Source organism: Bacillus sp. CHD6a, from assembly GCF_001293645.1.
Taxonomy (GTDB): Bacteria; Bacillota; Bacilli; order Bacillales; family Bacillaceae_I; genus Sutcliffiella_A.
The window spans coordinates 14,828-34,195 of the sequence record NZ_LBMD01000032.1 but is presented as its reverse complement, the minus strand read 5'-3'; the positions used below and the strand labels follow the sequence as shown (position 1 = coordinate 34,195).

Sequence of the window (19,368 nt, the reverse complement as noted above, 5' to 3'; positions counted from 1 at the left end):
GTTGATTTCCGTTTCAGGCGCTTCGCTTGCCTGCGGGCGGTCCGGAAGCCTCCTCACTTCGTTGCGGGGTCTCCCCTGTCCCTTCCTCCAGAGGGCGTCTACGCGCCTTCTACTCCAATCAACAAAGTGACTACATTCACTAAAGGTTAACGAAAAGGCATTTTAAATAGTTGCCTGTAAACATTTTGTTCTCGTAATTTCTAGCTATGGATTGGAGCAAAAGGCGAAGACTCCTGAGGGAGATAGCTGTAGCTTGAGACCCCTCAAACGTTGCGAGGAGGCTCAAGCACCTTCCCTAGGAAAGCGAAGGCATTTGCGGCAATCCACAGCGGTGTCTAAATAAAATCTAAAATCAATGACTTTTTCAGTGGCCTCGCTTTATTGCGCGGTCTTTTTGTGTGGTCAAAATTTCTCTTTCATTGCTTTGATATAGGTTTCGATGCTGTGGTTTTTGATGATCGAGCCTTCTGTTAGTAAAAAGCGGTAGGGGGTAAAGGTGTGTTTGTAGTGCCACGTTTTTTTGCTTAGAGGTGCTACGACTTTTCTTGGTGGTACGAAAGGGACGAGGTCTGCTAGGTTGACGAACCGGATAGATCCGGGAACATTTTCATCATACAGGTGTGCAAAAGCTTCGTTCCCAACTCGAGGTGCACCAAAACTATACATATATAGCGAGGAGTAGTTTGTATTTAAAGCACAATCCAGGGAAAATAGCGTGGCGATAGCTCCACCGAGACTGTGTCCCGTGATAAAAATGGTCTTCGAAGTGGAAAGCTCTTTCTCAAGGCACTTCAACAGCTCTTCCCTCATAGACTCATATACGGAAAGGAAACCTCCATGTACAAGTAGCTGGTTACCTGTATCACAATAAGGAAAAGGCTCTTGAAAAATTTCTGCATCCGCAATCCAGTCAGGATCTGTTTGAGTCCCACGGAACGTAACGATAATCGTTTCTTCAGATTCTAAAATAAATCCGAACCACTCCAGGCTATGAAATGATACACCTTTGAATTCTCTTACCAAATCAAAGCCGTTAGGTATAGAAAAAATACCATTTTGATGATACTGGTCATAGGCAAGTTGACAGCATTCTGCCAGAAAAACTGCCCATTCCTTTGAGAAAATATCTCTAGTGTACATGTGTCATATCCCTCACTTTCCATCACGAATCGTGATAATTGCCTACGATAATGTATGGTTGTGAGAAGAAAGAGGTGCATAATTGGACGGAATAGGAAGGTAATTGAGTTGCTTTGTGGAATAAGTAAGAGATCAATGAAATTGGAAAGGAGCAACATTGGATGGGCTATGAATTAAAAACAAAGGAAACAGATAATAGTGTCATTGAATTCATTGAAACAGTGGAAAGTCCCAAGAAGCGGGAAGATGCGTATAAACTGTTAGAGATCTTCAAAGAAACGACTGGTTATGAAGCGAAAATGTGGGGACCAAGCATAATTGGGTTCGGTTCTTATCATTATAAATATCCTACAGGGCATGAAGGCGATGCCATGCTTGTCGGGTTTTCACCAAGAAAAGCAAAAATAAGCTTGTATTTTGCTACAGGTGAACAAAAAAGGGAAGAACTGTTGAAGAGTTTCGGCAAGCATACAACAGGCAAGGCATGTGTGTACATAAATAAAGTGGCTGACATTGATGTGGAAGTATTAAAAGAGTTGATTAAACAATCTGTGATATTTTTGCAAAAAACGTATCCATCCCATTAAACAAAAGGAAGCCTTATAGCAATAGTGCTTTAAGGCTTCCTTGTTATAATTATTACTCGGTATAAGAATCTTTTTCATAACCATGTAAGTCACCAAAGGGAGTCATAATGCCTTCCTCATCAAGGGCATCCTCATAGGCCTCATGTTTGATGGAAGGATATACGGTAAAGTTTTGGCCATACATGTCTGTTCCTACAAAGTTTTCGTAATCCTCTACATAGCCTTCATTCTCTTCGCTTTCTACATATGTGCGGTCGTAATTTTCCACATCATCTGCAAAGTCTGATGGGCTCTCAGAAGTTCCATATCTCTGAACAATTTGCCATGTGTCTTCCGCGTCAAAGGCCACGCCTTCTGATTCGTCGTATTCAAAGCGCCCATACGGAGGCATCAATACTTTTTCCTCTACAGGTCGGTCGTGTGAGACAATCTGGTCGGGGCTGTGTTCTTTACAATAAGTAGTAGTTGGAATAGCATCTAAGCGCTCTACGTCTATTTCTTTTCCGCAAACCTCACATACGCCGTACGTGCCAGAAGCGATAGCTTGGAGCGCATGATTGATGTCTTTCATTTCTTTTTCGGCATGCTCATTTAAGGCTAGGTCTTTTTCTCTTTCGTATAGCTCTGTTCCAAGGTCACCTGGATGGTTATCATAAGCGGAAAGCTCACTTACTGTTTCGTATGGATGTTCGTGCTCCATCTGATAATGATCATTTTGGTCCAGGTGTGCTTGAAGCGTTTGTTTTGTATCTTCTAATTGCTGTTTTAACTGATTTATTTTTTCAGGGGGTAACATACAGATAGACTCCTTTCAAATCCTGTCTATTTGTATTATGAGCGTTCATTCTAAAAATCATGATTGCCAATTAAAAAAACTGACTCCATAAATAGAGTCAGTTAGTTTTTTTATTATATAAAGTAACCCATTACAAGACCTATTCCAAGCAAAAAGCCGAATATCGTATTTGTCTTTGCGGTAGCCACCATTGCGGGCATCATTGTCACATTGCTGTTATTATTGGTAAACCCTTTAATCGCCGAAAGTGGCTTAGTTACAGATAAGAAAACTAATAATAACCAAAATGACGCGTAACCAAGTGCAATAAAGAGTACAATAAGCGCATAAGACACAATAAACATAGCAGTTAGAAGTATAATGGCATTCTTTCTGCCAACTAGGATCGCGACTGTTTTGCGGCCATTCTCTTTGTCGCCTACAATGTCACGAATGTTATTCGCTAACAGAATGGCTCCGACAAGAATAGAAATCGGAATGGAAATGAGCATCGCAGTATCAGATATAGTACCCGTTTGAATGTAAAAAGATATAAGGATAATTACAAAGCCCATAAAGAATCCTGCTACAATTTCACCAAAAGGGGTATAAGCAATAGGGTAAGGGCCACCTGTGTAAAAATACCCTGCTGCCATACAGGCTGTTCCGATGACGGCCAACCACCATGTACTATTTATGCATATATACACACCTAGTAACGTTGCGATGCCAAAGAATGCGAATGCGAGCTGAAGAACAGTGGACGGTTTAACGCCGTGCCTTACAATCGCACCGCCAATACCAACTGAATTTTCATTATCGAGTCCCTTTTTATAATCGTAATACTCATTTATCATATTAGTCGCTGCCTGTATTAACAGGCTAGCCAATAACATGGCGAAAAATAAAGGCCAGTCAATGCTGGTGTCATAAAGGGCAAGTGCTGTCCCTATAAAAACAGGAACAAATGCCGCTGTTAAAGTATGTGGCCGCAAAAGGTTCCACCATACCTTCCATCTCTTTTCTGTCGGTACTTGAAAGCTTGTCTCTGTTTGAATTGTCTGAGGTTGCATTATGTGACCCCTCCATCTATTATGGCAAAATAAAAAACGAAAGTAATATATTATAAATACAATATAAGTGTATGTAAAGGGACAAAAGGTGTCAACGGTTTTTCAGAAGAAACACAGGAAGATTTTACATGTATGTATTATAAGGAAGAAACACGAAAGAAAACCACTCATTTTGTTGACATTAAAAGGTTTTGAGGTGTATCTTTAAGGAAGCGATTTCGAGACAAAGTCTTGCGGTAACAAGGCCTCGGGGGGAGTCTTACATGATTACAATACCATTTCATCATATAGTGAGTTTATGGGAGGAAGCAAAAATTAAAGCGGCCTCAATAAACCAGACGGTCTTAATTAGTTATACTAAAAAAATAGAACAGCTAGATCCCCTTCATTTTTTTCAAAAAAGTGAGCAATTTTTTGAAGGGCAACGATTCTTCTGGTCAAATCCTGATCATTCCCATGTGATGGTCGGTGCAGGTGTGACAGCGGAATTTACTGCAGATGGAGAAGATGACAGGTATCATGCGATTGAAACGCAATGGAAGCGTTTTATCCAGCAGGCTGTATGCAACAAAGATTCACATTCGATTGGTCCGGTTATGTATGGGGGATTCTCCTTCGATCCAAAAAAGGAGAAGACAAGGTTATGGGACCAATTTGATGACGCTTTATTTATTTTACCCACCTTTATGCTTACAAAGATAGAAGGCGAAACTTATCTCACCATTAATTATTTGAGTGATTGTGATGAAAGTGGACTGAAAGAGTTGGCTAACCTTGAAGAGGAGCTATTAAGTGGCTCTTCTATTAAGCATGTCAGCACCACTTCCATTGTAAAGTGTCTGGAAATGGATCCGATGGAGTGGAAAGAGTCCATTTCTAAAGTTACAGAAAGAATAACAGACGGACAGATGGATAAGGTGGTGCTGGCAAGAGAGTTACGTGTGCTTTTCCAAGATAAGGTAAACGTTGCACCTGTATTGAAAAACTTGATGGAAGAGCAAGCGAACAGTTATATATTCACAGTGGAAAGAGGAACCGATTGCTTCCTTGGTGCGACACCAGAACAATTGGTGAAGAAGCAAGGCAACAACGTTCAGTCCATGTGTTTAGCAGGGTCCATTGCCAGAGGAGCTTCGGTGGAAGAAGATGAAAAGTTAGGCAAGTCTTTGCTTACTGATGAGAAAAACATGCATGAGCATGACCTCGTTGTGCAGATGATACGGGCATCGTTAGAGAAAGTTTGTAAAAAAGTACGTACTCCATCTGAACCAAATCTTTATAAAATGAAACATATTCAGCATTTACACACACCTGTAACAGCTGAAACTACCGATGATTGCAGTCTTTCAGATTTAATAAAACTCCTTCATCCAACACCGGCACTCGGAGGATTTCCACAAGAAATTTCCCTTCAAACAATCAGGGAAGTGGAAAGACTGGATAGAGGCTGGTATGCAGGTCCGCTTGGTTGGATAGATTGGAATGAGGACGGAGAGTTTGTTGTAGCTATTCGCTCAGGGTTGTTACAGGAGAGGGAAGCCTCCTTGTTTGCTGGATGTGGTATTGTCGGAGATTCCGATCCAGAAAGCGAATACTTAGAAACACAAATTAAATTTCGTCCAATGTTATCAGCACTAGGGGGTAACTGAACACAATGAATTCAAATTCAAATTCAATAGACGACATGACCTTTTATCTTGCAGCATTTGTAGATGAATTAGTAAAGAGCGGCCTGGAGGATGCGGTAATCAGCCCTGGTTCACGTTCCACTCCAATTGCGCTTCTTTTGGCCGAACATCCTGACATCCATGTTACCGTCCTTATAGATGAGCGATCTGCAGCTTTTTATGCATTGGGACTTGCAAAAACAAAGAATAAGCCAGTTGTTATACTTTGTACATCAGGCACAGCAGCAACGAATTATTATCCTGCCATTGTGGAGGCTTATCAATCTAGACTTCCGCTTATAGTCCTTACAGCAGATCGCCCTCATGAGCTACGCGATGTCGGAGCCCCACAGGCAATTGATCAGTTGAAAATGTATGGAAACTATGTGAAATGGTTTGTTGAGATGTCCTTACCGGAAGATACGGACCGAATGATTAGATACGCACGAACGATGGCAGCTCGCGCTACAGGCACATCCCTAAGCGCGCCTATGGGACCTGTTCATCTCAATTTCCCTTTGAGAGAACCGTTAATTCCTAACTTAGAGGCGGATGAAATATGGTCCAAGCACAAAGAAAGCAATGAATCAATAGTAGAGGTCAATGTAGGAGAATACTCCATTTCGGATGAGCAGGCTCTCTTTTTTGCCAAGTTAATGAGTGAACGGAAAAAAGGAATTATTGTTTGTGGAGAAATGCCACAGTCAAAGATTGATGAATTTTCTAATGCCATTACCGAACTCTCCCAAACCCTGCAGTACCCTATTTTCGCGGACCCACTATCGGGGGTTAGAACGGGAGCTCATGTAAAAGGGACGGTAATGGAAAGCTATGATGCTTTCTTACGCGCAGATGAAGTGAAAAAGAACCTGGAACCAGAGATTATCATCCGTTTTGGGGCAATGCCGGTATCAAAGTTTTTAATGCAATACATTAGCAAGTCCACTAGTGCAATACAAATTGTCGTGGACGGAGACGGCGGGTGGAGAGATCCAACGTTACAGGCAAGCTATATGGTTCATTCAGAAGAAACAATCTTTTGCCAAAAGGTAACGGTAAATCTCTCAGCTCGTGACTCCTTTGAATGGATGGATGGGATCAAGTTATTAAATGACAGGACCAAAAAGATACTTTCCCATGAACAAGAGGAAAGCAGGATGTTTGAAGGTAGAATTATATCCGAACTTCAAGCAATTCTTCCGGATAATTCCGCTATTTTCGTAGGAAACAGCATGCCTATCAGAGATGTGGATACCTTCTTGTTTACTGATGTAAAAAAATTGACGGTGCTTGCAAACAGGGGAGCCAATGGGATTGATGGAGTGGTTTCCACTGCACTTGCAGCAAGCAAAGCATATGAAAACCTAGTACTAGTTATTGGTGATTTATCATTCTACCATGATATGAATGGCCTGCTTGCCGCCAAGTTATTAAAGCTTAATGTCACGATTGTGCTTGTAAATAATAATGGAGGGGGAATCTTTTCTTTCCTTCCACAGTCAAAAGTGGAAAAGCATTTTGAGACATTGTTTGGTACTCCAACCGGTATTAATTTTGAGCACGCTGTAAAGTTATATGAAGGCGAACATTTAAGAGCGGAAAGTTGGTCTGATTTCCAACATGCAGTGTCATTTTCTATTACCCAAAAGGGCTTAAAAGTAATAGAAGTTCCAACGAACCGTGCAGAAAATGAGGAGATTCATCGCAAATTGTGGAAAAATGTTTCCCAGGAAATGATTCAAATCTTGGACAAAGAAGAATGATGGAGATTAACGGGGTACACTATCATGTAGAGAGAATTGGTCATGGTGCTCACCACATTCTTATGCTGCACGGTTTTACTGGGAACATAAGAAGTTTTCAAGAATTAACAGCGGGTTTTGAAAATGTAGAAGACTTTACGTTTATCCTGGTAGATCAGCTTGGCCATGGAAAAACAGATGCGCCAGGCCAAGCGGAGCGTTATCGGATGGAAAAGGTGCTTTTTGATTTAAAGTCTATTTTGGATAGATTAAGTATTCCATTGGTCTCTATTTATGGATATTCTATGGGAGGAAGAGTCGCACTTTCTTTTACGGTTGCTTATCCTTTGATGGTATCCAACTTAGTGCTTGAAAGTGCGTCTCCAGGTCTGGAAAAGTTAAAGGACAAGCTTACAAGGAAAGAAGCCGATGAAAAGCTTGCAGAGCGGATTGAAAAGGAAGGGTTAAAATCTTTTGTTGATTTTTGGACTAACATTCCCCTTTTCCAATCGCAAAAACTATTACCCATGGAAAAACAAAAGAGTATATATGAACAACGAATGAACAATTCACCTGTAGGACTGGCGAATAGTTTGCGTGGTCTGGGTACAGGTGTGCAACCATCCCTTTGGAATTCTCTCGATAATATCAACTGTCCTGTACTTTTGGCGGCAGGGGAATGGGACGAAAAATTTGTCCTTATTGCTCAGGAAATGAAAAAAAGGATGGAAAAATCGGTTTTTTTCAAAATAAGTAATGCTGGACATGCAATTCATGTGGAACAACCGCGAAAGTTTGGTAAAATAGTAAGTGGGTTTTTAACGAACTAATTTATGTTAGGGAGGAAATAAAACATGGCAAGAGAATGGATAGCAGGACCAAAACAATTTGAAGACATTTTATATGAAACATATAACGGGATCGCGAAAATTACGATCAACCGTCCGGAAGTACATAATGCTTTCCGTCCGAAAACAGTAATGGAATTGATTGAGGCGTTTGCTTATGCACGTGACGATTCTAGTGTTGGTGTCATTATTTTAACAGGTGCTGGAGACAAAGCGTTTTGTTCCGGTGGTGACCAAAAGGTTCGCGGACATGGCGGCTATGTTGGAGATGATGAAATTCCTCGATTGAATGTACTTGATCTTCAACGTCTAATTCGTGTAACACCAAAACCAGTAGTGGCAATGGTTGCAGGCTGGGCTATTGGTGGCGGACACGTATTGCATGTTGTATGTGATTTAACTATTGCAGCGGACAATGCTCGCTTTGGACAGACTGGACCTAAAGTGGGAAGCTTTGATGCGGGTTACGGTTCCGGATACCTTGCGCGCATCGTTGGACATAAGAAAGCCCGTGAAATTTGGTACCTATGCCGTCAATACGATGCGAAGGAAGCACTTGATATGGGTCTAGTAAACACGGTTGTTCCTTTGGAGCAATTAGAGGATGAAACAGTTAAATGGTGTGAAGAAATGTTAGAAAACAGCCCGACTGCTTTACGTTTCTTGAAAGCTGCCATGAACGCAGACACAGATGGCTTGGCTGGTATTCAGCAGTTCGCTGGCGATGCTACATTATTGTATTACACTACGGAAGAGGCAAAAGAAGGTCGCGATGCTTTTAAAGAAAAAAGAAAGCCGGACTTTGGACAATTCCCTCGTTTCCCTTAATAAAAAGATTTATGGTGATTGGAGGGCAATCTAAGAGCTTTTGGCTTTTGGATTGCCCTTCTTTTTATGGGAAAACTGGTGTAGGAGGATATATCGATGACAGTATTGCCAAACTTTTTAATGAAACGAGCTGCCTTAACTCCGGACCGAATAGCATTTGAAATGGAAGAGAGAAAGGTGACTTTTTCAGAGTTATACAGGAATTCATTGATCTTGTCCGGTAAATTAGTAGCGTTGGGTGTAAGACGTGGAGATCGGATTTCTGTCTTTATGGCCAATAGCATAGAACTTGTAGAATTGTTGTTCGCACTGAAAAATCTTGGAGCGATTACTGTATTACATAATCTGCGATTAACATCTAAGGAGCTGTCTTATCAAGTAGAGGACGCATCATCTCGATTTATTTTAATGGATAAGGAACAGGAATCCACACTTCAACAAAGTAAAGAGTTTAAGGGAACAGAAAAGATAGTCACCTTTTCTCATGTACATTCGCTAATAGACAGTAACTTTTCTATTGCAGAGGAATTTTCCCTTGAAGAAATTGATACCATTATGTACACAAGTGGCACGACGGGTTTTCCTAAAGGAGTGAAGCAGACCTATGGCAATCATTTTTGGAGTGCTACTGGCTCAGCTCTAAATATGGGGCTGCATGAAAATGACTGTTGGCTGTTAGCGGTGCCGATCTTTCATATAAGTGGATTATCCATTTTGATGAGAAGCGTGATTTATGGAATGAGAGTGATTATCCACCGGCGTTTCGAAGCAGATGCAGTTCATCAGGACTTGATGGAACGGCAAGTTAGTATTGTGTCTGTTGTGACTACCATGCTGAGCAACTTGTTGGAGCGACTCGGTTCGGATTCCTATCCGCCAGCATTTCGATGCATGCTCGTTGGTGGAGGACCTGTACCCAAATCCATTCTGGAAGAGTGCATTAGAAAATCCATTCCTGTTTACCAAACATATGGCATGACGGAAACCTGCTCACAAATTGTCACACTCTCTCCTGACTTTGCCATGTCGAAAATTGGTTCTGCTGGGAAACCTCTGTTTCCTTGTCAGCTTAAAGTTATAAAGGATGGAATGGACGTTGGCCCGATGGAAACAGGTGAAATTGTCGTGAAGGGTCCCAACGTTACAACTGGATATTATAACCGGGATGATAGCACTTTTAAGGCGATCAAAGCAGGATGGTTGTACACTGGAGATTTAGGATATGTGGATGAGGATGGATTTCTGTTTGTTGTGGACAGACGAAGTGATTTAATCATTTCAGGCGGTGAAAATGTCTATCCTGCAGAAATTGAAGCGGTTCTGGTTTCTCACCCTTCTATAAAGGAGGCTGGGGTAACTGGCATATCGGATGACCAGTGGGGACAGGTTCCAGTAGCGTTTGTTGTTACAGATATGGAAGAAGAACTAATGGAAGAAAACGTAATGCCTTTTGTTCGTGAGCAGTTGGCAGGGTATAAAATTCCAAAACAAATATATGTTGTGGAAAAATTGCCGAGAAATGCTTCCAATAAGTTAATGCGCAGAGAACTTTTAAAAATGTTGCCTGATTGGGAGGACAGTGATGAAAATTGAAAAAGTTGATTTATTCCTGACTTCTATGAAATTAGTTCAGCCATTTCGTACTCACCAGGAAACCGTCACAGACAGGGAAAGCATCTTGATTAAAATAACAGATGGTTCAGGGAATGCTGGCTGGGGGGAAGTGGTTGCCTTTTCTTCTCCATGGTATACAGAGGAAACCATTGAAACTGCTTGGCATATGTTGACAGAGTTCTTCATTCCTACCATTTTACATCATGAGTGGAAATCTCCGCGGGGAGTGAATGAAGCTCTTTTACATTGGAAGCGTAACCAGATGGCTAAAGCTGGAGTGGAGATGGCAATCTGGGATCTGTTTGCTAAGCAGGCGGGTGTGTCTCTGTCAGAGTATATTGGGGGTGTTCGCAAAGAAGTGAAAGCTGGGGTAGTAGTGAGCCTAGATACCCCAGAGAGGATGCTCTCTACCATTTCGCAAAGAATAAAAGAAGGCTATGAACGCATGAAGGTGAAAGTAGACCCGGCAAACGATTACGAAATATTAAGAATGATACGAGATGCGTTTCCGGATCTTGCTTTATTAGTAGATGCAAATTCTGCCTATTCGCTCCGGGATGCAGAGCGGCTGAAGAAGTTAGATTCATTAAATCTACTGATGATTGAACAGCCGCTTGCAGCTGATGACATAGTGGAGCATGCGGAATTGCAAAAGGTAATATCTACACCAGTTTGTTTGGATGAAAGTATTGTTTCCCTTCAGGATGCAAAAAACGCTATCAGGCTCGGGAGCTGTAAAGTGATGAGCATTAAAATAGGTAGGGTTGGCGGACTGGCTAACGCAATTGATATCCATAATCTATGTGCAGCACAAGGAATTCCTGTTTGGTGCGGAGGTATGTTGGAAACCGGGATTTCAAGAGCATTCCATATTGCCCTTGCTTCTTTGCCCAATTTTACTATCCCAGGGGATCTTTCTTCATCAAGCCGTTATTGGGATAAAGACGTAATAACGCCGGAAGTGGTAGTGAAAGATGGTAGATTGCCTGTGCCAGATGGACCAGGCATCGGCTTTGAAGTGGATGAAGCGTATATAAAGAAAATTAGTAAACGAAATGCAAGCTTTCAACCAAGAAAATAAAAAAAGTTTCCGACAAAATTATAACAATCAAAAAAGCCCCAGCAGCCCAATCACTGCAGGGGCTTTTTTAGGGTAACTTTATTACTATTCGACGTTAAGGATGAAATTCCTAGAGGGGTCTGACCCCTTTCGTTCTTTTTTTCTATATTTTCGCGCTTTTTCGTTCTTGACAAAAGTTTGCTTAGGGTTTAAGTTTTGTATGAGGGCAACTTTTTGAGTGTAGGTTTAAATTACTGTCATTGGTCAAGTTAATTCACATTTTTATCTTCTTCTACATACAGTGATTTAGGAGAAAGGGAAGAGTGTGTGTATTTTTTTACCATTAAATTTGCACTAGACAAACTTTTGTTGACTAGTACAAACACTTTGAAAAGAGGAGAGAGAGAGAATGAAAAAACTATTGGGGAAAATGGTATTGCTGGGAGCTATCAGTTTGGGTTTGACTGCTTGTTCTTCAGGAGTAAGCGGGGATGAGAATGAAACAATGAAGGTTACAACTACTATTGCACAAATAGCAGATATCGTTGAAAACGTTGGTGGAGATAAAGTAGAAGTGGAAAGTCTTATGGGGCCAGGTATTGATCCTCATTTGTATAAAGCGTCTCAAGGAGATTTGAAAAAATTAAATGAAGCAGATATCATCTTCTATAATGGACTTAAACTAGAGGGAAGAATGGGAGATATATTGAATAAAATGATGGATGAAAAAGCTACGGTTGCTGTAGCTGAGTCTGTTCCTACGGATAAGTTGCTGATTGCAGAAGGAGAAACAGATAAAAAGGATCCTCATGTTTGGTTTGATATTTCTTTATGGGTGTACGCAGTAGAAGAAGTAAAAGAAACATTGATTAAAGAAGATAAGGCTAACGCTGATTTATATGAAAAGAATGCAGAAGCATATATTAAGAAATTGGAAGAATTAGATACTTACGCGAAAGAACAACTTGCAACGATTCCAGAAGAGAGCAGAGTATTAGTTACAGCGCATGACGCGTTTCAGTACTTTGGTAAAGCATATGGAATGGAAGTGACGGGCTTACAAGGATTGAGTACGGACGCAGAATTTGGTTTAAGTGATGTACGGTCCATTGTAGATCTTTTAGTAGAAAGAAACATTAAAGCCGTATTCGTTGAAAGCAGCATATCGGAAGACTCCATAAATGCAGTAGTCCAAGGAGCTGAAAGCAAAGACCACACAGTTGTAATAGGTGGGGAACTGTACTCTGATGCAATGGGAGCTGCCGGCACAGAAACAGGAACATATTTGGGAATGTTCCGCCACAATATCGACACAATAGTAAAGGCGTTAAAATAGAAGGCTTTTACTTGGGAATAGTAAATTAGAAAGCAAGGTGAACGAATATGCAGCCGGTCAAAATAGAGAATTTAACAGTAGCTTATCATCGTAAACCTGTATTAAAAGAAGTTAGTTTCAGTGTACCGGAAGGAAAACTTATTGGAATTATTGGACCGAATGGTGCCGGTAAATCTACATTGATTAAGGCGGCTTTGGAATTAATTCCAAAGGCGTCTGGTACTATATCAATCTATGGAAAATCGTATAAATCACAGCGAAAATTGATTGGTTATGTTCCTCAGCGCGGCTCTGTGGATTGGGACTTTCCAACGAACGCATTGGATGTCGTACTGATGGGGAGATATGGTCATATTGGTTGGGTAAAGAGACCGAACAAAAAGGATATCGAGTTTGCTTATGAATGCTTGGATAAAGTTGGAATGAAAGAATATGCTACACGACAGATTAGTCAGCTTTCAGGTGGACAACAGCAACGAGTTTTCCTTGCAAGAGCGCTTGCACAGGATGCGAGTATTTATTTTATGGATGAACCCTTTGTGGGGGTGGATGCAGCAACAGAAAAAGCAATCATCACCATACTTAATGAACTTAAAGCACAGGGAAAAACAGTCCTGGTAGTTCATCATGACCTCCAGACAGTGAAAGAGTATTTTGACTGGGTGTTGCTGCTGAACCTTAGAAAGATTGCGATTGGACCTACAGAAGAAGTATTTACAATGGATAATCTGCAAAAAACGTATGGTGGTCGTTTGGCATTTTTAGACCAAAATCATGCCATTGTCGAACAATAGGAGTGACAGTATGGAAACGGTTCTCAATATGCTACAAGATCCGAATGTGCAGTGGGTACTGCTAGGGACCATTTTGCTAGGTATGGCAAGTGGTGTGATAGGTAGTTTCGCTTTGTTAAGAAAACAAAGCCTTCTTGGAGATGCAATGGCACACGCAGCGTTGCCCGGAATATGTATTGCATTTTTACTGATTGGAACAAAGTCGATGTCATGGCTATTAATTGGAGCGTCCATCTCAGGATTAATCGGAACTTACTGTATTCAAGCCATTATTAAACACTCCAGGATAAAAGAAGATACTGCAATCGGTCTCGTTTTATCCGTGTTTTTTGGCTTCGGCATCGTTCTATTAACCTATATTCAACAGTATGGAAGTGGAAATCAGGCTGGGCTGGATTCATTTATTTTTGGGCAAGCGGCCGCTATTGTTGGTTTAGATGTACAAATCATTAGTGTCATAGCCTTCATATTAATTTTTATCACGTTCATTTTGTTCAAAGAATTAAAGCTGATAACCTTTGATCCTCAGTTTGCCCAAGGGATAGGACTTCCAGTTAAGTGGCTTAATGGACTTTTAATGACGATGATTGTCGGCGCAGTTGTCATCGGCCTTCAGGCAGTAGGTGTAATTTTAATGGCAGCTATGTTGATTACGCCGGCTATCACTGCGAGGTATTGGACAGAACGACTGGACTATATGGTTGTTTTGGCTGGGGTGGTTGGTGGAGTTTCAGGTGTTGTCGGGACTTTGCTCAGTACACTTTCCCGCGGAATGTCGACAGGACCATTGATTATTTTGGCAGCGACAATATTGTTCGTATTCTCCCTTATATTCGGTACGAAAAAAGGATTATTGCCTAAAATGGTCAAACAATGGAAGGTTAAGCGCTTAGTAACAAGGGAAAATATTTTATCAAGTCTGTATGAGTTGAGTGAGACCAAATTGAAAGAATCAGAAGGTAAGGAAATTGGAAGCTATCCCTACCAACAAGTGATGGAACTGCGTCCGATATCCTCTCTCTCAATGCTTGCAGTGGTAAAAGAATTGAAAAAGGAAGGTTTATTAGCGGAAGAACAGGCTGATAAACGGATAATGCTAACCGAAAAAGGGCTGGAGATGGCCCATGATATCGTTCTTAAAAACAGGTTAATGGATATGTATCTTATGTTTGAAAGCAAGTTCCCTGTTTCGAACTGGAGAGAAGGGAGCATGGACCTTTTAAATGGACCGAAAGAAATAATCGATGAACTAAGGGCTTTACTGAAGGATTTTGGAAGAGAACCTAAAGGTTTATTTTTGTATAAAAAGAAAAGAAATATAGGAAACAAAGGCTTCCATTCTGCAATTGAAGGGAGTGAAGGCTGATGAGTTATGAAGGATGGATTATTTTAACAGGATCCTTAGTTGGTATAACATGCGGCCTTACCGGCTGTTTTCTTATCTTAAGAAGAATGGCAATGCTAGCAGATGCGATTAGTCATACGGTTTTACTTGGTATTGTAGGAGCATACCTCGTTTCAAACAGTTTAGACGGAATCTATATGTTTGCAGGTGCATTAGTAGTGGGATTATTGACGGCATTCTTCATTCAGCTGCTACATTCATCAGGCGTTCAATCGGATGCGGCAATAGGAGTTGTATTTACTTCCTTATTTGCCTTAGGGGTAATCTTAGTATCCTTATTTGCTGGAAGAGTTCATTTAGATGTAGATCATGCACTGATGGGAGAAATTGCATTTGTTCCCTGGGATACGTTAATGATTGCAGGAATGGATGTGGGTCCAAGGGCAGTATGGATGCTTGGAGCTGTTTTAGTCATCAACTTAGCAGTCCTTTTATTTTTCTATAAAGAATTAAAAATTTGCTCGTTTGATCCTGAGATGGCCCTTGCCATTGGAATTCCAGTCATGTTTATGCACTATTTATTAATGGGAATGCTCTCCATTACAACGGTAGCTTCTTTTGATAGTGTAGGAGCCATATTAGTTGTTGCGATGCTTATTGCTCCAGGAGCAAGTGCTTACCTATTGACAGATAAATTAAGTATCATGCTTTTGTTAAGCGCTGGTATAGGGGTTGCTTCCGCAGTTCTGGGCTATTATGCAGCGTCCTTATTTAATGTTTCAATATCAGGTATGATGGCTTCCATGGCAGGTATATTGTTTGTTTTAACCTTTTTCCTTTCTCCCAAACATGGTTTGGTTATGAAATGGTTCTTTAGAAGAAACTTATCGAAAGAAAGCAACAGCCTCCAGTAAATGGGGGCTTTTTAAATAGTTAAGGAAATAGTTTAGATAAGAATTTATATATTACGGTTGATTTCATTGGTCAACAGATTAGAAAATACGGTCTATTGAAATAGTTAACTGAAACGCATAAACATTATTTTCTGGTGATTTTCAGCTGTGGATTGGAGCAAATGGCGTAGACTCCTACGGGGGAGTAGCGGCAATGTTGAGACCCCGCAGGGCACCGAGGAGGCTCAAGGCCGCCCCGTGGAAAGCGAAGCCATTTGCGGAAAGGAACAGCGGCATTTAACCAAGCAACAAATGTTTTTTGCTTTGAAAAGACCATACAATTTTACCTACTTTTAAAAATAGAAAAGCCCAAGAGTAACCTGCCGCGCAGCTCTTGGGCTTTTTGTTTTTTACATTAATGAGCAGGTTTGAAGGTTTTGCAGTCGGTATCCTTGGAATCATGTGCCGTATTCCCTTTATGACTCACCACATAAATAGCATCTGCTTGGCAAATGTTTCCTTGTCCCCAGTAGTTACAGTTTTCCACTTCACATAAAACTTCTTTAGCCATTATTACGTCCTCCTTTTTTGTACAGAAGATACGTTCCTATTGTTAGCCTTAAGAAAAATTTCATACTTCATGATAAAAGATAGGTATATTAAATAATTTCATTGACAAAGAGAATCATTCTCAATTATTATGGGCTTATAAGAGAGAACGTTTCTCAATTAAACGATAGAAAGGAAGTAGAAAAAGATGGCTTCACTTATGGTAGTTGGTGCAGATCATTTAGGGAATATTCAAGAAAAGCTTGTGACACAAGGATTTGAAAATGTCTTACATATTGACGGAAGAAAGGTGCAAGTAGTAAAGAGAAGCATTCCGGAGCATATTGATATTATTTTGGTTCTTACGGATTACATTAATCATAACCTCGCTAAAGTGATCAAGCAAAAAGCAAAAGAGAGCAATAAACCAGTTTTCTACTGTAAGCGTTCCTGGAGTTCCATCCAGAAAGTGCTTTGTAACTTTTCCAAATAAAATAGGCAGGAGAAACAATACTCCTGACCTTAATTTTCGCTTTTAATGTATTTTTCATCCTTCATAAACAATCGCCAGAAGTAGATAAACCCAGGAAACAAGATGATAAATCCGACAATATAGGTAATGAATAGAGCTCGAAAGGAAGCGGGGTCTGTAAATCCGTTTTGGATTGTGACATTTGGATAGACGATATAGGGAAGATGTGCGCGCCCATAGGCGTAACTAGCCAATGCATACTGTATAAAAGCAGAAACAACACCTAACCTTGGCAGGCCTGTCCATCCATCTTTTCCAGGTATAACAAGTGCAACTCCTGTCAGGACGAACATACCAGCTGAAATGAATAACCATACAAGATAGTCCATCATCCCATTAAATAACCATGTTGCTTCGTATCGCATGGTAATCATGATTAACAGAGCACCTAGTAATGACACAGGACCTAAGATTAAGGCATCCCTTCTGTAAATAGCATACGCATGTCTGTCTTTTGCAACCTTTGAAAAATCAGCAAGTAACAAGGAAGACAAAAACAAAGTGCTGCTAACGGCAAACAGGATGAAAGAAAGGGCATGTGGGCTGGTCAGTAACCGGCCAAGCATTAACGTGTCCACCCCATTGATGTTATCCACAAATCCGCCATGTGTAATAGGCAAAACAAGTATTAAAAAGGCGGGTATAATAAATCCGCTGATTCCTGATACGTACGTTAACGGTTTATGGTAATCATCCACAATATGAGAAAACACAAGGAACCCGCTACGGACAGCAAGCAAAAGTAGAATGATGCTTCCCGGTATTAATAAAACAGTACCGAGTGTATAGGCGGCGCTTGGAAAGAAACTGTATATAGCCACCACAACAGCGACAACAAATACATTGGTAACCTCCCACGTAGGGGATAAATATCGGTTGGCGATATTGGTGGCATTTGTTTTTTCATTCTTTATATAGAGCATAGACCAGAAACCGGCTCCAAAATCCATCGTGGCCATGACGGCGTAGATAAAAATGAAACCCCATAGGACCGTAATGGCCAATATTACGTCTGTCATGAAGGTGATCCTCCTTATGCTTGAACCCCAGTAGATGTAGGGGGAATATCGTTCAACTCGTCCTCAATTGGATGTCGCTTGAAGTAATAGCGAAGGACCATTACCACTGCAACACCTAGAAGTACATAAATACCTGCAAACGCTATAAACAATGCCGCAAGATTTTGGTTTCCTGTAACCGCATCCTCCGTTAACATTACGCGATAAATAACCCATGGCTGTCTTCCAGTACACGCGAAAATCCATCCAAATTCTATAGCCAACATCGAGAGTGGACCTGCAGCGACAAACAACCACATAAGCCATTTGGGATAGGTTGTTTTTTTGAGAATCTTACTCCAAAAGAACCCAACTAATGAGAGCATGATCAGTAGCGAACCGATCCCCACCATTGCGTTGAAAAGGGTATGAACAAATAATGGCGGCCAATACTCTTCGGGAAAATCGTCCAGACCGACAACTACCGTGTCAAAACGATCATCTGCTAAAAAGCTTAATGCCCAAGGTACCTCAATTCCCCATTTAACCTCTTTAGCTTCTCGATCGGTGAATCCTCCCACTGCAAGAGGGGCATGAGATTGGGTTTCAAACAGTCCTTCTGCTGCTGCTAATTTTTCTGGTTGATACTGGTGCAACTGTTGGGCAGATTCATGTCCGTTTATAGCGGTCATAAACGAAAAAATTCCTCCCACAACAAGTCCCATGATCAGTGCCTTTCGGTGAAATCTATAGACCCGCTCATCATGCTTGTTTCGTAACATTTTATATGCTGCAACAGAGGCAATGACAAAGGCCCCTGTCATAAAAGCAGAGACTGCCACATGGGCAGCTGTAACGACGAAACTAGGATTGAAAAAAGCGGCCCAAGGATCCACATCGACAATCTGGCCATTTTCAATCCGAAAGCCAGCAGGTGTTCCTTCAAACGCATGGACATTGGTAATTAGAACAGCGGATGCTGCCGCACCGATGGTAACAAGTGTCACACTCAAAATACGCATCCAGGGTGAAATGCGGTCTGCAGCATACACATATATGGAAATGAATAATGCTTCAATGAAAAACGCATATATCTCAATCTGAAAAGGGAGAGCCATGACCTTACCGATGACTTCCATAAATCCAGGCCACAAAAGGGAAAGTTGAACTCCGGCAATTGTACCTGTAGGAATTGCGACACCTAGCAGCACCGCTTTTGCTTTTGTCCACCTTTTTGCCATTATTGCATATTCACGGTTTTGCGTTTTTTGATACATTAATTCGGCAATGAGAATCATTAAAGGAATCCCAACGCCAAGTGTTGCAAATATGATATGAAATCCCATTGTGGTTCCAAACAATGATCGAGCAATGACTACATCTTCCATTTTGGCTACGTCCCTTCGTGCTTTTGTATAACGTTAGAGTCCACATTTTTCCACGAATTATACATATTTTACTAGTTAAAATTTTACGATATAGCTGATTGGGTAAATAACTTGAATAAAGAAGGTTTTAGCTATAGAATAAAAAGCGTAATGATTACGATTTACTAGCGGTGTATTTGCTTTTGAGTCCATTGTATAA

General features: G+C 40.9%; 18 protein-coding genes. 12 read left to right on the top strand and 6 right to left on the bottom strand.

Annotated features, from left to right (window positions below; all coding sequences use genetic code 11):
- Nucleotides 1–402: 402 nt before the first annotated feature.
- A complete protein-coding gene (locus AAV98_RS17970) occupies nucleotides 403–1,140 on the bottom strand; it encodes a lipase family protein (RefSeq protein ID WP_060666914.1) in 738 nt (245 codons plus the stop codon).
- A gap of 161 nt (nucleotides 1,141–1,301) precedes the next feature.
- On the opposite strand from AAV98_RS17970, the gene AAV98_RS17965 reads away from it, so the two are divergent.
- Complete coding sequence (locus AAV98_RS17965) at nucleotides 1,302–1,727, top strand: DUF1801 domain-containing protein (protein WP_060666913.1); 426 nt, start codon at nucleotides 1,302–1,304, stop codon at nucleotides 1,725–1,727.
- Between the two features lie 52 nt (nucleotides 1,728–1,779).
- Here AAV98_RS17965 and AAV98_RS17960 read toward each other — a convergent pair whose 3' ends face one another.
- Entirely contained in the window at nucleotides 1,780–2,523 is a 744-nt protein-coding gene (locus AAV98_RS17960; protein WP_060666912.1) for a yteA family sporulation protein, read from the bottom strand.
- A 113-nt stretch (nucleotides 2,524–2,636) separates the two neighbouring features.
- Nucleotides 2,637–3,575 carry a 1,4-dihydroxy-2-naphthoate polyprenyltransferase gene (locus AAV98_RS17955; protein WP_060666911.1) on the bottom strand — a complete coding sequence of 313 codons (939 nt, stop codon included), beginning with the start codon at nucleotides 3,573–3,575 and terminating at the stop codon, nucleotides 2,637–2,639.
- Between the two features lie 263 nt (nucleotides 3,576–3,838).
- Between AAV98_RS17955 and AAV98_RS17950 the strand changes: the two genes are divergently transcribed.
- From AAV98_RS17950 to AAV98_RS17905, 10 genes are all read left to right on the top strand, one after another.
- Entirely contained in the window at nucleotides 3,839–5,224 is a 1,386-nt protein-coding gene (locus AAV98_RS17950) for an isochorismate synthase (protein ID WP_060666910.1), read from the top strand.
- Between the two features lie 5 nt (nucleotides 5,225–5,229).
- Nucleotides 5,230–7,005 (top strand): 2-succinyl-5-enolpyruvyl-6-hydroxy-3-cyclohexene-1-carboxylic-acid synthase, encoded by a 1,776-nt coding sequence (gene menD / locus AAV98_RS17945; RefSeq protein ID WP_060666909.1) that lies wholly within the window; start codon nucleotides 5,230–5,232, stop codon nucleotides 7,003–7,005.
- Nucleotides 7,002–7,814, top strand: coding sequence for a 2-succinyl-6-hydroxy-2,4-cyclohexadiene-1-carboxylate synthase (gene menH, locus AAV98_RS17940; protein ID WP_331456878.1), 813 nt, complete (start codon nucleotides 7,002–7,004; stop codon nucleotides 7,812–7,814). The genes menD and menH overlap by 4 nt, the downstream gene beginning before the upstream one ends.
- A gap of 24 nt (nucleotides 7,815–7,838) precedes the next feature.
- Complete coding sequence (gene menB, locus AAV98_RS17935) at nucleotides 7,839–8,660, top strand: 1,4-dihydroxy-2-naphthoyl-CoA synthase (RefSeq protein ID WP_060666908.1); 822 nt, start codon at nucleotides 7,839–7,841, stop codon at nucleotides 8,658–8,660.
- A 96-nt stretch (nucleotides 8,661–8,756) separates the two neighbouring features.
- Nucleotides 8,757–10,253 carry an o-succinylbenzoate--CoA ligase gene (locus tag AAV98_RS17930; protein ID WP_060666907.1) on the top strand — a complete coding sequence of 499 codons (1,497 nt, stop codon included), beginning with the start codon at nucleotides 8,757–8,759 and terminating at the stop codon, nucleotides 10,251–10,253.
- Complete coding sequence (gene menC, locus AAV98_RS17925; RefSeq protein WP_442853693.1) at nucleotides 10,243–11,355, top strand: o-succinylbenzoate synthase; 1,113 nt, start codon at nucleotides 10,243–10,245, stop codon at nucleotides 11,353–11,355. Before AAV98_RS17930 ends, menC begins: the two co-directional genes overlap by 11 nt.
- Nucleotides 11,356–11,743: 388 nt before the next feature.
- On the top strand, nucleotides 11,744–12,670 hold the full coding sequence (locus AAV98_RS17920) for a metal ABC transporter solute-binding protein, Zn/Mn family (protein WP_060666905.1): 927 nt from the start codon (nucleotides 11,744–11,746) through the stop codon (nucleotides 12,668–12,670).
- 47 nt (nucleotides 12,671–12,717) lie between these two features.
- Nucleotides 12,718–13,464: a metal ABC transporter ATP-binding protein gene (locus AAV98_RS17915; RefSeq protein WP_060666904.1), complete on the top strand. Its 747-nt coding sequence runs from the start codon at nucleotides 12,718–12,720 to the stop codon at nucleotides 13,462–13,464.
- Nucleotides 13,465–13,474: 10 nt separating this feature from the next.
- A complete protein-coding gene (locus AAV98_RS17910) occupies nucleotides 13,475–14,830 on the top strand; it encodes a metal ABC transporter permease (protein WP_060666903.1) in 1,356 nt (451 codons plus the stop codon).
- A complete protein-coding gene (locus AAV98_RS17905; protein WP_060666902.1) occupies nucleotides 14,830–15,723 on the top strand; it encodes a metal ABC transporter permease in 894 nt (297 codons plus the stop codon). The genes AAV98_RS17910 and AAV98_RS17905 overlap by 1 nt, the downstream gene beginning before the upstream one ends.
- A gap of 394 nt (nucleotides 15,724–16,117) precedes the next feature.
- Here AAV98_RS17905 and AAV98_RS20095 read toward each other — a convergent pair whose 3' ends face one another.
- Nucleotides 16,118–16,273, bottom strand: coding sequence for a DUF1540 domain-containing protein (locus AAV98_RS20095; RefSeq protein ID WP_082380952.1), 156 nt, complete (start codon nucleotides 16,271–16,273; stop codon nucleotides 16,118–16,120).
- 186 nt (nucleotides 16,274–16,459) lie between these two features.
- Here AAV98_RS20095 and AAV98_RS17900 point away from each other — a divergent pair, with 186 nt between their 5' ends.
- Nucleotides 16,460–16,744: a DUF2325 domain-containing protein gene (locus AAV98_RS17900; protein WP_010195229.1), complete on the top strand. Its 285-nt coding sequence runs from the start codon at nucleotides 16,460–16,462 to the stop codon at nucleotides 16,742–16,744.
- A 29-nt stretch (nucleotides 16,745–16,773) separates the two neighbouring features.
- On the opposite strand, the gene AAV98_RS17895 is transcribed toward AAV98_RS17900, so the two are convergent.
- Together AAV98_RS17895 and AAV98_RS17890 are read right to left on the bottom strand one after the other, a co-directional pair.
- Complete coding sequence (locus tag AAV98_RS17895) at nucleotides 16,774–17,802, bottom strand: cytochrome d ubiquinol oxidase subunit II (protein WP_060666901.1); 1,029 nt, start codon at nucleotides 17,800–17,802, stop codon at nucleotides 16,774–16,776.
- Between the two features lie 14 nt (nucleotides 17,803–17,816).
- Complete coding sequence (locus AAV98_RS17890; RefSeq protein ID WP_060666900.1) at nucleotides 17,817–19,169, bottom strand: cytochrome ubiquinol oxidase subunit I; 1,353 nt, start codon at nucleotides 19,167–19,169, stop codon at nucleotides 17,817–17,819.
- Between the last annotated feature and the right edge of the window lie 199 nt (nucleotides 19,170–19,368).